The organism is Saccharibacillus qingshengii, from assembly GCF_013185195.1.
Taxonomy (GTDB): domain Bacteria; phylum Bacillota; class Bacilli; order Paenibacillales; family Paenibacillaceae; genus Saccharibacillus; species Saccharibacillus qingshengii.
Genome location: NZ_JAAZWC010000025.1, coordinates 19,834 through 33,466 on the forward strand (window position 1 = coordinate 19,834; position 13,633 = coordinate 33,466).

The following is a 13,633-nucleotide window of genomic DNA, read 5'->3' on the forward strand; positions in this document are numbered from 1 at the left end:
CGTTACCGCTAAAATAAGGACTTGTAAAGCGAGCCTCGGCGTTCGCATCCAAGCCGAAGAAGGAAGGAATCCGATCCCATGCCGGAAATCGACGATCACCTGGACACCGGACTGTCCGTTCTGTTTATCGGCTTCAATCCCAGCCTGCGTTCGGGGGAGACCGGGCATCATTACGCGAATCCGCGCAACCGGTTCTGGCGGATTCTTGAAGACTCGGGCCTGACTCCAAGGCGCTATGGACCGGAAGAAGACGGCGAGCTGCTGAAGCTCGGTTATGGCTTCACGAATATCGTGGCCCGTCCGACGCGGGGGATCGACGACATCGGCCGTGAGGAATACCGGGAAGGCCGCGAGATCCTGCGCGCCAAGCTGACGACCTGTCTGCCGCAGGTCGCCTGTTACGTAGGCAAAGGCGTATATACCGAATTTACCGGCCGTAAACGGGCAGCCTGGGGCTTCCAGAAAGAGTCCGCCGTCGACGGAGTGATCGATTTTGTCGCGCCTTCGTCCAGCGGTCTTGTACGTATGCCGCTGAAGGAAATCGTGGAAATTTATACCGAGCTCCGGCTCTTTTTGGAAGAGGAAAGTTGATCGCGGGAACGAGCGGACAATTTTTTTGGCATTTTTCTCTCGGGAAAGCCGATTTCTGCCGATATACTCTCTAACTATAAGTCGGAAAGGAGGAGCATATGGAAACCGTACAGGGCTCTTACAACTTGGGATTAGTGCTTGTCTCCTGCATCATTTCGGTTCTCGCCTCCTATTCGGCCCTGAATCTGTCGGGAAGAATTCATCTGGCCCACGGACGCCTGCGCGCTTTCTGGCTGGCCGGCGGAGCCGTATCGATGGGGATCGGCATCTGGTCTATGCATTTCATCGGAATGCTTGCTTTGCAGCTGCCGATGCCGATGACCTACAATATCCCGTTGGTGATCGTATCCATGGTCGTGCCGATATTCGTATCCTTTATTGCGCTTTGGACCGTTACGCGAAGCAAGCTGACCCTGAAGTCGCTGCTGGTCGGCGGACTGCTGCTCGCTTCGGGCGTGGTCGATATGCATTATACGGGGATGGCCGCGATGGCGATGAAGATCAGCTACGATCCGAAACTCGTCACGTTGTCGGTACTCATCGCGATTACCGCTTCGATGGTGGCGCTGGCCCTTATGCGCAGGCTCCGGGAAGAAGGCAGCCGTAACCTCTATAAATGGGCGAGCTCTTTGATTATGGGCGCGGCGATCGCCGGCATGCATTATACCGGAATGGCGGCGGCGCATTTTCACGTGCATGAGCACCCGGCTTCCGCGATCGGCAGCAACCGGGTCGACACGCATACCCTGGCGCTGATTATTGCGTTGAGCAGTCTGCTGCTGATTGTGGTCACCATCTACGGGGCATTTATCAACGGACGGCTGACTCAAAAAGACAAGATGATCCGCAGGCAGGAAAAATGGTACCGGGCGCTGTATGAGAACAATGTCGACGGGATCATCACCATCAGCACCTCGGGCGAGATTATCGATCTCAACACGGCCGCGCTGGAAATGACCGGATCGAAAAGGGAAGACTTCGTGGGTCACCCGGTCGCGGTGCTGCAGCGGTTTTTCGATCCGGACTCTTATCGCGAAGCGCAGATCCAGCATGGAGAAGCTTTTAGATCCAACGCGCTCGCGTACGAAACGCAGATTCTGCATCCGAACGGGCAGCCGATTCATCTGGGCGTCGTAAGCGTGCCGGTCAATCTCGACAACGAAATGACCGGCACCCATATTATCGTCCGCGATATCAGCCAGCAGAAAAAAGCACAGGCGCAAATCGAGCATCTGGCCTATCACGACGAGCTGACGAATCTGCCCAACCGGCGGCAGTTCGATTCGATCGTACAGGAGAAGATCGACGGGCTGCAGGGAAACGGACGACTGGCTGTCATGGTGCTCGATATCGACCGATTCAAAATGATCAACGATTCGCTCGGCCATGCTTACGGCGATGCGTTTCTGCAAAAAGTCGCGCAGCGGATCGAGGAAGTGATCGATACGGACAATGTTTCGCTGTCGCGGATGGGCGGGGACGAATTCGCCCTACTGGTTCATTCGTTCCCGTCGGTCGAGGAAGTGGCCCGCCTTGCGCAGCGGATCGTCTCGATTATCCAGATTCCCTATACGCTCAAAGACAACGACTTCTACGTCAGCGCAAGTATCGGGATCGCTTTGTATCCGGAGCATGGAGAGAGCCGGGAAGAGCTGATCAAGAATGCCGATTCCGCCATGTATGAAGTCAAACGCGGCGGCAAAAACGGGCATCGGTTCTACTCGGCGGATCTCGACGAAGAACTGCTGTTCAAGATCGAGATCGAAGCCGATCTGCGCAAAGCGATCGAACGCGGCGAGCTGGAAGTCTACTACCAGCCGCAGTACCGGATGCCCGACCGCGAGCTGATCGGCATGGAAGCGCTGCTGCGCTGGCACCATCCGGTGCGCGGCATGATTCCGCCGGGCAGATTCGTGCCGATTGCGGAAGAAACGGGACTGATTATGGATATCGGCCGCTGGGTACTCAGAGAAGCCTGCCGGCAGGCCAAATCCTGGCACGACGAAGGCCAAACGAAGGTCCCGGTCTCGGTCAATTTGTCCACGCAGCAGTTTCACCAGCCCGATCTCGAATTCGAAGTCGAACGCATACTGGTGGAGACCGGTCTCGAAGCGAAATACCTGGAACTTGAAATTACGGAAAGTATGATGATGGACGCTGCGGCTTCGATCGAGATTATGAACCGTCTGAGCCGCCTGGGGATCCGTCTGAGTCTCGACGACTTCGGTACCGGTTACAGCTCGCTCAGTTATTTGAGTACGCTGCCGATCAGCCGACTCAAAATCGATCGTTCTTTCGTCATGAAGCTGGAAGAAAGCGGAAGCGAACGGGCGATCGTCACGACGATCATTGCCATGGCCTACAGCCTGGGAATGGACGTGATTGCCGAAGGGATCGAGACCGAAGGCCAGCTGGCGATTCTGACCGGGCAGCAGTGTCTGGAGTTTCAGGGCTACTACTTCAGCCGCCCCGTCCCACCCTCCGCCTTGTTCGCAGCCCCACCCGACGAAGACGAAGAACAATCAACAGAACGCGGAGCCTAAGGGCTCCGCGTTTTGTTGGTTTAAGGGTAAAAAGTCCCGGGAAGATTGGAGGGTTCCGCTTCGCTTTGTCATTTTGCCGGAATTCTTAAATTTTTGACATTTGTCGTAACCGGATGCGGACAGACAAACAAAAGAGACCCAAGTTCCAACGACAAGGTTGGAAATCAGGTCTCTTTTTCCGGTAAACGACAGGGAAGCCTGTGGATACTAATCAGCCTTTGATCCCGTCTTTATAATGCTTGCTCCAGTGCTTGTCTCCGGTATGAAGAGCGTCTTGTACGGTTTTTTCCAACGTTTGCAGCAGTTCGGCTTTGATCTGCGAGACTGTATCGAAATAGACGCGTTCTTCGTTTCCGTTGACCCGGTCTCCGTAAATGGCCAGGGCGGCGTTGTCGCAGCGGTGTTTCTCTACGAGTTGGTCGATCGACTGAAAAGCATGCTCCACATAGTACGAAATACCCTTATGTTCGGACGGCAGCAGTTCTCTCAGTTCTTGAACACGGTTTTGCATTGGCATGTTAAGTCACCTCTTTATGAATGTAAATTTACAATATCACATTTTCACAAAATGTTCATTAATTTTTCCTTAAATCTTTTTTTACATATGAATTTAAGGTTGAAAAAGAATGAAAGCAAGGAAAATGCGGGTTTGCGTACTTGGGCTCTAAGCGGCGGGTGACCTTCGTTTTCGTTTTATCAAGTGTCTAACTTGTGTCTACTAGATATTTCGGAACATTCTTTTCAATCGTGAATAGGAAATTACAATGCTCGCTCGATAAATAGGTAGGACTATTCGACTATTTATGGTTCTGACGAAAAATCGCGAAAATTCTAATAATCTGTAACTTTTTTTAACCGCGGTGTAAAGACATCTTTTCTCTCCTATCCCTATACTGAAAGACAGGAGTTGGAACCGGGCTTAAGCAGGGCAGTACCCGTATGAAAATTCCGTAGTATCCGGAGCGGCGGCTGTCGACAGACAGGATCGGACCGTCCCACCGGAAAAAACGGAGGTAGTCGAGATGAAAAAGTTCGATTGGCGGAATGTATGGAAAAAAGGAAGCTTGGTCGCCCTGATCGCCGTGCTGCTGCTGACAGCGGCGCAGCGGACGGAAGCGGCCGGCGCAAAACAGGTTCCGCTCGGGTACAACGACGAGCTGACCGGGATCAAGGCGGAGATCAACGGAGGTTCCTTGTATGTGCCTCTGCGCGAGACTTCACAGCAGCTGCACCTCAAGGTAGGCGGAACGACAGAGAAAATCGTCTTGGAGGGCAGCAAGCACAGCATTGTGATCGTTCCGGGCAAGCAGCAGGCGATCAGCGGATCCAAGACCGTTGCGCTCAAGACCTATGTCAGTGCGGGGCGCACGATGATTCCGATTTCCCTGCTCAAAGGAACGTTCAACTTCGGAATTGCTTACGATTCCAGCGTGCCGCTGGTGCGGATCACGAGCGGCAAACAGCTGCTCAGCCTGCAGAGTTTCGTCGATCGGAACCGGGCGGTACTGAAAGGCGAAGACCGCGGCAAGACGGAAGAGAAGCCTCAGACCGTCAAACCGGTCTCCGCGAAGCCGATCTATCTAACCTTTGACGACGGCCCGACCGCCCATACGAACGAACTGCTCGATATCCTGCAGAAGTATGAAGCCAAAGGTACCTTTTTCATGCTCGGACCGAATATCGCGTCTTATCCGAAATCCGTCAAACGTCTGGTCGATTCCGGCAATTCGGCGGGGCTGCACGGCATGACGCATGTCAAAGACAAGTTTTACGCGTCCCCGGCATCCGCCCTGGCGGAAATGAAGCAGGATAACGAGATGCTGTACAAAGCGGTAGGCGTCAAAACGACGCTGATTCGTACCCCTTACGGCAGCAAACCTTATTTCAAGCAGGCTTACCGCGATAAGGTGCTGTCTTCGGGTTTCCGCTTGTGGGACTGGAACGTCGATTCCGAGGACTGGAAATACCAGACGGATCACGCCAAAGTCGTACGCAGCATTCTCGACCAGATCGATACGCTTGAACAGCAGGGCACCGTCCCTGTCGTCTTGATGCACGATCAGAAGGCGACGCTCAAAGTTCTGCCCGAAGTCCTAAAAACGCTGAAGAGCGAAGGGTTTACGTTCGAAGTCATCGGGCAGAACACGACTCCTGTGAATTTTTGGCACGACAAACGGTAAAATGGAAAAGATCCAAAGACTCTTTCCTCGGGAAAAGAGTCAACGTGTCGAGAAAGTCTGATTCTGAGAGAAGCGAGGAGGCGGAGGGAGAAATTCAGTGTAGGAACGATAGTGTTTGCCTTTGAAATCGGGAAAATTCCGCTAAATTCCAATCCTTTTTCCCGATTTCAACATGCGACCGGAACGAATTTCTCCCGCAGCTGACGAGCTTCTACAACGAATAGGACTTTCTCGACAGCCTGACTCTTTCCTTGGGGAAAGAGTCTTTTTCTTTTGCTTAAAGGGTTCAATATGCCTGTTCAATGTGGGATAATCGACTCAGGTTAAGCAGGTACGTATGGGAAAACCGACTCTGGGTATGCAAGGGGCATGCCGGAAAGGATCATGGATCAAATCGCAACCTTAGAATGTGAAAACGGAATCGAAAAGGTGGGGACCGCGCAGATGAAACTGAATTTGGGGAAAAAGATGGTGGCCGGATTTATCGCTATTTCCGGGGTGACTTATGCAACAAGCGCGTTTTTTATTTTCTTCTTGAAACCTTATATTGCCGACTCGATGGCCGATTGGCTGTATATGACGATTATTCTGCTGCTGGGAGTTCTCTGGAGCGGCATTCTCGGCTGGTTTGTCTCCAGACTTCTGACGAGGCCTATTGTACGGCTGGCGAATACCGCGCGCGAAGTATCGGGCGGCAATCTCGCCGTAGAGGTGCCGGTGCGAAACGCGCAGGACGAGATTACCGTGCTGAATGATGCTTTTCGTCAAATGGTGGGAAGTCTGCGCGATATGGTCGAAGATATTGCGTCGGGTGCGGGAGTCACGTCCGAAAATGTACGGATGATGAGCAGCGCGATCTCCGAAGCGGCCGAGCAGATCGAAGAGATCTCCGGAGGGGTCGACCGGATTCACGAAGGCGTCGAACGGCAGCAGCATGCCACCGAGAATTCCCGCCGCAACGCCGACGAGATGCTTGAAGCGTTCCGCGGGATGCAGGGCAGCTCGGAAGAGATGATCGGATTGTCCGGCAGCATGGAAGGTTCCGTTCGTTCGACCCGCGATATCTTCCTGGCTTTGCGCGAAGGGATCGGCGAGCTGGCCGAGTCGAGTGTCCGTTCGCAGGAAATGGTAGGCAGGTTGGAACGCGAGGCCGCGGATATCGAGATTATCAACCGCTCGATCCGGGATATTGCCGAGCAGACGCATCTGCTGGCTTTGAACGCCTCGATCGAAGCGGCACGGGCCGGCGAACACGGAACGGGCTTCGCCGTCGTCGCCCAGGAAATTCGCAAGCTGTCCGAACAAAGCGCCGATTCGGTCGGACAGATCGGCGAGCGGATCCAGCGGATTCAGGACCAGGTTCGCGATACGGTGCTGCTGATCCAGCAGCAGAGCGAGCGGGTCTCGCAGGAGTCCGGACATACCGGAGCGGTGGAAGAACAGCTCGTAGGCCTGGAAGGAGCGGTATACGGGATGGTCGATGCCGTCCGCAGTATCGAACTCATGATTTCGCAGCAGACCGGCCGCGTCGACCAGGCGCACCGGCATGCGGGCGAGATCAGCGAGCGTGCCGTCTTGTTCGCCGAAGAAGCCAAACGGATCGCCAGTTCGATCCATGAAGAAACGGCGATTATGGAAGAACTCTCGACGTCTTCGGAAGAACTGAACCGGATGACTGGCAGACTGCTGGACAAGACGACGGCTTTCCGGATGTAAAAAGGTTTTTAACGCGAAAATCCCGCAGCGTAATCCGGAACTTCTCCGGTGCTGCGGGATTTTTGCGTTTGCGGCGGTAAGGAAACGTAGGCGAATACCGGTTACAGTCCCTGCGCAATCGTAATCAGGGCGGTGACCGTCGCGATATTGAGCAGCGTCGAGACCAGTACGGTCTGAGCGGCGAAATCGGGCTCATTGTCATATTCTTCGGCCAGAATCGACGAGTTCACGCCGGTCGGCATTCCCGATGCGATCAGCAGAGCCTGGGCGGGTACCCCTTCGATACCGAGCAGGAGAATAAGCAGATAGCCGATGACCGGAGCGATCATGAGCCGCAGAATCATGCTGAAGTAGATCGAGGAGCGTCCGAGCCGCAGCGGATATTTGACGATTTGCGCTCCCAACGTCAGCAGAGCGACCGCGACCATCGAATTCTGGATGTAGCCGAGCGGCTGCGTGACGAAATTCGGCAGGGGCACGGCGAGCGCATGAAAAGCAAATCCGAGTACGAGCGCATAAGGAACGGGCATTTTCAAAAAGCCGATAATGACGCTGCGGTAATTGCCGCTCAGTTTGGCTCCCTGAATCGAAAGGACGCCGTAAGTGAAAGTCAGCAGACTCTGGAACGACATGATGAGCGCCTGGATCGATGCGGCAAGCGGCGATGCGGCAAAAACCAGCTGATTGATCGGAAGTCCGTAATTGCCGGAATTGTCCAGCAGCACGCTGTTGGTAAAAGCGGCTTTCATTCCGCTGGAATACTTGAGAGACCGGGTAAGGGCAAAAGACAGCAGGTAGAGCACCCCGACATAGAGGCTGTAGAACAAGGCTACGCCGCCCAGCAGTTCGATCGAAATATTCGACCGGTACAAGCTCATGAACACGACGGCCGGCGTAATATAGTAGAAGTTGATCTTGGACAACGTATACAGATCGAGCCGAAACAGCCGCTGCATCACGGAACCGGCGGCGATCAAGACAAATACGGGCAGCACGACATCAAGCAGAATCCGGACAATCATCGGGGCCTCAGCTTCTTTCGGTCGGGTTTTCGCCCTAAGGACGAGTCGTGTTTCATTATAGCATCAAAAATCGCCTAAGCTTCAACGATCCGGCCGATGCCGTCCGCGGGGCTGCGTATCTCTGTACAAGCGGCGCTTCTTTGCGGTAAAGTGGAAGAAGAAACGGCGCGCCGCAGCAGGCTGCGCGACCCGGGGAGGAGAACGAAGATGACAGAAACGACAGAAACGGCCGAACGGGTCAGATTGTCGCAGTGGGATGCGATCGTATTGGAGAGTGTGCGTGCCCTTGGACTTACGGATGAAGAGATTTTGCACCGGACGGCGGATGGGACGCTGCCCGAGCCCCAAGATGAAGCCATCTCGAGCTTCGAACCGCTTCGGGTGCTTCAGGCCGAACAGCCCGAACTATTCGGGCAGGCGGTCACCGCTGGTTACCGGATCAAATACAATACGCTTGGCGGCATAAACACCTGGATCCGAATCGTATTCGGACACACCCCGGAAGTCGAGCGCGGCGAAGGCATCGAAGGCGTGTCGGCCGAACTGACGCCGGAAGAGCGCGATCGTCTGGCTTCCGTACTCTCGATCGGCTGGACGATCGAACGTCAGGGCACGGAAGACCATTCCCCGGGAACGGCTTCGTATCGCGTTGTACCTGTCCGCTCCTAACCGGTCTTTACCCTATCCGGAGCAGGGCAAGTCAAACTTGGATTGTCTTATCGATCCGCTCGGTGTCCCCAGAGGCTTCTGCTTGTTCCTGCAAAAGGAGCGGGCGGAAGCCTTTTTGTCCATGAAGATGAAGGCAGGACGGCGGAAAAGCTCCTTTTGCATTCAGGGTTTCAACGCTCGTTACGTTGTGCGCGATAGGCGGTAAACCTATTCAGGTGATTTTATACGTTAACGCGTTTATGCGAGTCGGGTTTTTGATACCCTGTACCCGGTTTGTTCCGTCTTTTCCCGGTTCTTTTTCCAAGGAATGAGTCTTCGGCAGGAGTTCCGTCTATAAAGGCTAAGTATTGTCCGTATTGGGGTAATTATAGATTCGACCCTACATATTTATACATTTTGGATAGCCCAAATAAAAATATAGATTCAAAGGAGAGCTGGAGATGGAATTGTTCGAACGTCCCGGAGAAGAACGAACACGCACGCAACGCCGCGAATGGCCGAACGAGTCCGGACGCACGCTTCGGGCTTTTGTCCTGCTGCGCGAACCGGAATGCGACTTTCCGCGTTTTATCCGCAATATGAAGAACGATTGGGGGATCGAAGCCGATGCGCTGCCCGAAGAAGGGAAAATGCTGTTCACGGCGGAAGGACTGCGGGTATCGTGCGAACTGGTAACGGAGCCGCTGCCCGAGAGCGAAGTGGAAGAACGCTGCGATGTCAATCCGCTGTGGTCCGAAGCCGCGAAGCAAATCAAAGGGTACCGGGCGCATGTCACGGTATCGGTATCCGGCGTCACGGACCCGCTCGTCGGCCATGTGCTGTTCACCCAGATTCTGTGCAGTTTGCTGAAGCAGGAACATGCGCTTGCGCTGTACCGCTCTCCCATGTTCATGCCGGCGGAAGCCTATGTACGCAACGCGATGCTGCTCAAGGAAGGCGAACTTCCGGTGCAGCTGTGGGTGTTCGTGGGATTGTACGAGGAGGAGCAGGGTGTATCGTCCTATACGGTAGGACTGCGCAATTTCGGCCATGAAGAAATCGAAGTGCTGCGTTCCAGCCATGATCTGGTCGACGTGTTCGAGCTTACGTTCCGCGTGACGGGATATATCGTGGACTGCGGCGCAACGCTCATGGACGGCGAAACGATCGGTTTCTCCGAAGACCAGCGGCTGCTGCTCCAGTTGTCGCCGGGGATTGCGGTGGAAGGACAGTCGATCAAGATCGGTTATTGAATACGCCGGGTCGGCGGCAGCGTGGAAGTAAACGTCTGCTGTCGACCTGCGGCTCCCGTATTCGGCCGTTTCGGAGCAGGTCTATTTTACCGGAAAATCGGGCCGGTAAACGGAGCCGGATTCGCATAGAGGAAGTTGTACGTACAACTAATCGGACAGAGCCCGTAACATCGAGAGAGGCAAAAGAAGGCCTACGGTAACGACGGATGGGAAGCCGATTCTTGCAGGGCTGGCTCCGGTGATTGCGGGAACATTGGGCGGCGCTTACCGCCCCCCGGTGGAGACAGGCAGGAAAACCAGCTGCTGCGCCGAATACGTAATCGAGATTTGAAACGTTTTCGAAAAAGGGGAGAACCGGCATGACCGAAGCACTGCAAGGCAAGGATGGACAAGGGGAAGGGAATAGAGCCGATCATCGGTCGGCTCGGAAAATTCTGTTTCAGGGCGACTCGATTACCGACGGCAACCGGGGGCGGGATACGGACCCGAATCATATCCTCGGGCACGGCTACGTCTTCTGGATTGCGGCGGAGCGCGGATGGGCACTGGCTTCGCGGCAGCCGGAGTTCATCAATCGCGGGATCAGCGGCAATCGGGTGAGCGACCTCGAAGCGCGCTGGGCCGAAGACGCGATCGACCTGCAGCCGGATACGATCAGTATACTGGCCGGCGTCAACGATATCCTGATGTCGATCGCCGAGCCGGGAGGATTCGATCCGGCGAGCTATGAGGCGGGCTGCCGCCGGCTGCTCGAGCGGACGCGCCGGGAACTTCCGGACGCCCTGCTGGTGCTGTGCGAGCCGTTCATTCTGCCCGGCGGGCATACGGATGCCGACTGGACCGCCTGGAGAGCGGCGGCGGATGCCTGTGCGTCGGTCGTCCGGACGCTTGCAGGCGAATTCGGCGCGGTTTTCGTGCCGCTGCAGGATGCTTTTGACGCCGCATGCGAGACCGCTCCGGCTTCGTATTGGATCTGGGACGGCATTCATCCGACGACGGCCGGACACGGGCTGCTGGCGCGGCGCTGGCTGGAAGTCGTGCAGGGAAGCGCGGCGGCGCTCGTCTGAATCCGCTTCGCCGTGCCGGCATAAGCGGGGAACCTGATCCAACAAAAAGGCTGCGAGCCTGCATCCGTCTTTCGTTTCATGGATTAATCCATGAAGCGGGAGAAGAAGGATGCGGCTGCGCAGCCTGTTCGCTTATTTCCGATAATATTTCCGATAAACCGCAGGTGTCGCGTTTTCGTACTTTTTGAACGTTTTGATAAAATAGCCCGGTTCATTGAAGCCCAGTTCCGCGCTGATCTGCGAGACCGGAAGATCCGTCTGCTCCAGCAGCTGCCGGGCCCAGACAATCTTCAGCCGGGCGGCGTAGCCCGAATAGCTTTCCCCGATCTCTTTGGCGAACAGACGGCTGAAATAGCTCGGGCTGATATGACAGAGTTCGGCCATTTTCTTCAGCGGCACCGATTCGTTCTTGTGCGCAAACAGATAATCCAGCGCAGGCTGAAGAACGGGGTGTTCGGAGCGTTCGCTTCCGACGGAGCCCGCGCCAAGCGTCGCATCGGCGAGCAGGCGGGCCGCGTCGCGGCGGGCATTTTCCGGATGGCGCAGCGTATAGCCCGGCAGCAGCTCGGACAAGCTCGGCAGGGTACCGCTGCCCGACGCTTTGTCGAAGATCTCCGCGATCCGGTTCTTGTTTGTCGCTTCTTCCACGATATAGCTGCACAGCAGCGAGAGCATATTCGAGATCGTCACGATCTCCTGATACGACATCACCGGAAGATCGGCGTAATGGTCTTTGAGTTTTTCCCATTTCTCGCTGTACAGCTTCTTGTTCTTGGAAGTCAGGATCTGCTCGAGTTCGGTCGAACCGGCGTGATCGGACAAGCGTACCTGCCCCGCCATCACGGCGCCGATGTATTGGCCGTCGATCATGACAGGCACGGCGATATCGATAATATTGTAATGGCAGAGATAGATGTACGGTTTGTTCGAACGCACCGCTTCCAATCCGCCGCGGGAGTCGCATTTCTGACAGTAGGGGAGCAGGTCTTCGTCTTGGCGCACCGCGTTGCAGAACGATTGGCAGGCGCTGTGCCGCGTGACGGCATTTCCTTTGTAATCGACGGTCAAGATGGCGAGTTTGGTGACGGAGGCGAGCGAATCCTGGAGGCGTTCCCACTTTTCGAGGTCGAACACGGTCTGGATACTGAGAAGTTCGCCGGTCATGGCAGTTCCTTCTTTCGAAAATGGGATTTTGAGTACATACATAAACGCATAAAAGCATGTAAGCGATGACAAAAAGGTGCAACTTTAACCGGTAGGACATCAAATTACGATTGCAGATTATAATATATTGCTTTAAAAGTCCAATGTAAACCTTAAAATTGTAGATTATGATAAAAGAAAGCGGCATCAGGATGCGCAATCGCAGCTCACTCGCAGTTTCAATCGTATTTTGATATCCTGCCGCGGCTGCAAATCAATGAAAATATCACTACTATCTGGAGGGATTTAAGATGAGAAAAGCTTTTATCAGTCCGTCGAAATATGTGCAAGGCGAAAATGAACTGCTCAACCTGGGTTACTTTGTCGGCTCGTTCGGCAAATCGGCACTGCTGATCGCGCACCCGGACGACGCGGCAAGAGTCAAAGACAAGCTGGATGCGACAGCGGAGAAGTTCGGAATCTCGTTCGTTGAGAGCGGTTTCATGGGCGAGTGTTCGCGTCAGGAAGTTGCTCGTCTGCAGGCGATCGCCGAAGAGAACAACTGCGACTGCGTCATCGGTCTCGGCGGAGGCAAAGCGATCGATGCCGCCAAATGCGTAGCCCAAGGCGAAGCGCTGATCATCTGCCCGACGATCGCCGCAACCGACGCACCGACGAGCCACTCGGCCGTGCTGTACACGCCGGAAGGCGCTTTTGACGACTACGCGTACTTCAAGCAGAGCCCAAGCGTGGTCCTGGTCGACACGACCGTTATCGCCAACGCGCCGACGAGATTCCTCGTATCCGGCATGGGCGACGCGCTGTCCACCTACTTCGAAGCCCGCGCAACTTCCCGCTCGTATTCGAAAGTCAACGCGGGACTGCCAAGCGGCGCAAGAGAAGGCAAAGCGGCTCCTGCGATCGGCACGAACGCGGCGATGGCTCTGGCCACGCTGTGCTACGAAATGCTGCTCAAAGACGGCGTCAAAGCCAAAGCGGCCTGCGACGCGAACGTGGTTACCCAGGCGCTTGAAAATATCGTCGAAACGAATATCCTGCTGTCGGGACTCGGTTTCGAAAGCGGCGGCTTGGCCGGCGCGCATGCGATCCATGACGGTCTGACCATCCTTGAAGAAGCGCATCATTACTTCCACGGCGAAAAAGTAGCTTTTGGCACGATTGCCCAACTGGTCCTGGAAAACGCGCCGACCGAAGAACTCAACCAGGTTATGGACTTCTGCCTGGACGTCGGTCTGCCGGTCTGCCTGGCGGATATCGGCGTGAAGTCGATTACCCGCGAACAGCTGCTGGAGATTGCGGAGAAAGCCTGCATTCCGGAAGAATCGATTCATGCCATGCCTTTCCCGGTTACGGTAGAGCAGGTGGCAGCGGCCGTTCAGACCGCCGATCGACTCGGCAGCGCGTACAAAGCGGCCAGAGGCCTGTAAGTTCCCAACGCGCCGGGCTGAG

At 55.2% G+C, this 13,633-nt stretch carries 11 protein-coding genes; 8 read left to right on the plus strand and 3 right to left on the minus strand.

The genetic code is table 11. From position 1 onward, the window contains the following. Window positions 1-78: 78 nt before the first annotated feature. Window positions 79-591 carry a mismatch-specific DNA-glycosylase gene (locus tag HRQ60_RS18235; protein WP_172198458.1) on the plus strand — a complete coding sequence of 171 codons (513 nt, stop codon included), beginning with the start codon at window positions 79-81 and terminating at the stop codon, window positions 589-591. 98 nt (window positions 592-689) lie between these two features. Next, window positions 690-3,134: an EAL domain-containing protein gene (locus HRQ60_RS18240; protein ID WP_172198461.1), complete on the plus strand. Its 2,445-nt coding sequence runs from the start codon at window positions 690-692 to the stop codon at window positions 3,132-3,134. Between the two features lie 211 nt (window positions 3,135-3,345). On the opposite strand, the gene HRQ60_RS18245 is transcribed toward HRQ60_RS18240, so the two are convergent. Then, window positions 3,346-3,651 (minus strand): hypothetical protein, encoded by a 306-nt coding sequence (locus HRQ60_RS18245; protein WP_172198464.1) that lies wholly within the window; start codon window positions 3,649-3,651, stop codon window positions 3,346-3,348. 505 nt (window positions 3,652-4,156) lie between these two features. Between HRQ60_RS18245 and HRQ60_RS18250 the strand changes: the two genes are divergently transcribed. Then, window positions 4,157-5,314, plus strand: coding sequence for a polysaccharide deacetylase family protein (locus tag HRQ60_RS18250; protein ID WP_246281395.1), 1,158 nt, complete (start codon window positions 4,157-4,159; stop codon window positions 5,312-5,314). Window positions 5,315-5,758: 444 nt separating this feature from the next. After that, on the plus strand, window positions 5,759-7,030 hold the full coding sequence (locus HRQ60_RS18255; protein WP_172198466.1) for a methyl-accepting chemotaxis protein: 1,272 nt from the start codon (window positions 5,759-5,761) through the stop codon (window positions 7,028-7,030). Between the two features lie 101 nt (window positions 7,031-7,131). Here HRQ60_RS18255 and HRQ60_RS18260 read toward each other — a convergent pair whose 3' ends face one another. After that, complete coding sequence (locus HRQ60_RS18260; RefSeq protein WP_172198469.1) at window positions 7,132-8,052, minus strand: AEC family transporter; 921 nt, start codon at window positions 8,050-8,052, stop codon at window positions 7,132-7,134. A 207-nt stretch (window positions 8,053-8,259) separates the two neighbouring features. Between HRQ60_RS18260 and HRQ60_RS18265 the strand changes: the two genes are divergently transcribed. The 3 genes from HRQ60_RS18265 to HRQ60_RS18275 all read left to right on the plus strand — a co-directional run bounded on the left by HRQ60_RS18265 (window position 8,260) and on the right by HRQ60_RS18275 (window position 11,020). After that, complete coding sequence (locus HRQ60_RS18265) at window positions 8,260-8,721, plus strand: hypothetical protein (protein WP_216671638.1); 462 nt, start codon at window positions 8,260-8,262, stop codon at window positions 8,719-8,721. Between the two features lie 440 nt (window positions 8,722-9,161). Continuing rightward, window positions 9,162-9,953: a DUF4261 domain-containing protein gene (locus HRQ60_RS18270; protein ID WP_172198472.1), complete on the plus strand. Its 792-nt coding sequence runs from the start codon at window positions 9,162-9,164 to the stop codon at window positions 9,951-9,953. Window positions 9,954-10,312: 359 nt separating this feature from the next. Beyond that, a complete protein-coding gene (locus tag HRQ60_RS18275; protein WP_172198475.1) occupies window positions 10,313-11,020 on the plus strand; it encodes a GDSL-type esterase/lipase family protein in 708 nt (235 codons plus the stop codon). 132 nt (window positions 11,021-11,152) lie between these two features. On the opposite strand, the gene HRQ60_RS18280 is transcribed toward HRQ60_RS18275, so the two are convergent. After that, window positions 11,153-12,184, minus strand: coding sequence for a PocR ligand-binding domain-containing protein (locus tag HRQ60_RS18280; protein WP_172198478.1), 1,032 nt, complete (start codon window positions 12,182-12,184; stop codon window positions 11,153-11,155). A gap of 290 nt (window positions 12,185-12,474) precedes the next feature. On the opposite strand from HRQ60_RS18280, the gene HRQ60_RS18285 reads away from it, so the two are divergent. Continuing rightward, window positions 12,475-13,611 (plus strand): glycerol dehydrogenase, encoded by a 1,137-nt coding sequence (locus HRQ60_RS18285; RefSeq protein WP_172198481.1) that lies wholly within the window; start codon window positions 12,475-12,477, stop codon window positions 13,609-13,611. Window positions 13,612-13,633 lie beyond the last annotated feature (22 nt).

What these genes read in the sequence shown, in the direction of transcription:
- HRQ60_RS18255 (WP_172198466.1), top strand. Translation starts at nt 5,759, where the DNA reads ATGAAACTGAATTTGGGGAAAAAGATGGTGGCCGGATTTATCGCTATT.
- HRQ60_RS18285 (WP_172198481.1), top strand. Translation starts at nt 12,475, where the DNA reads ATGAGAAAAGCTTTTATCAGTCCGTCGAAATATGTGCAAGGCGAAAAT.
- HRQ60_RS18280 (WP_172198478.1), bottom strand. Translation starts at nt 12,184, where the DNA reads ATGACCGGCGAACTTCTCAGTATCCAGACCGTGTTCGACCTCGAAAAG.
- HRQ60_RS18250 (WP_246281395.1), top strand. Translation starts at nt 4,157, where the DNA reads ATGAAAAAGTTCGATTGGCGGAATGTATGGAAAAAAGGAAGCTTGGTC.
- HRQ60_RS18240 (WP_172198461.1), top strand. Translation starts at nt 690, where the DNA reads ATGGAAACCGTACAGGGCTCTTACAACTTGGGATTAGTGCTTGTCTCC.
- HRQ60_RS18270 (WP_172198472.1), top strand. Translation starts at nt 9,162, where the DNA reads ATGGAATTGTTCGAACGTCCCGGAGAAGAACGAACACGCACGCAACGC.
- HRQ60_RS18260 (WP_172198469.1), bottom strand. Translation starts at nt 8,052, where the DNA reads ATGATTGTCCGGATTCTGCTTGATGTCGTGCTGCCCGTATTTGTCTTG.
- HRQ60_RS18245 (WP_172198464.1), bottom strand. Translation starts at nt 3,651, where the DNA reads ATGCCAATGCAAAACCGTGTTCAAGAACTGAGAGAACTGCTGCCGTCC.
- HRQ60_RS18265 (WP_216671638.1), top strand. Translation starts at nt 8,260, where the DNA reads ATGACAGAAACGACAGAAACGGCCGAACGGGTCAGATTGTCGCAGTGG.
- HRQ60_RS18235 (WP_172198458.1), top strand. Translation starts at nt 79, where the DNA reads ATGCCGGAAATCGACGATCACCTGGACACCGGACTGTCCGTTCTGTTT.
- HRQ60_RS18275 (WP_172198475.1), top strand. Translation starts at nt 10,313, where the DNA reads ATGACCGAAGCACTGCAAGGCAAGGATGGACAAGGGGAAGGGAATAGA.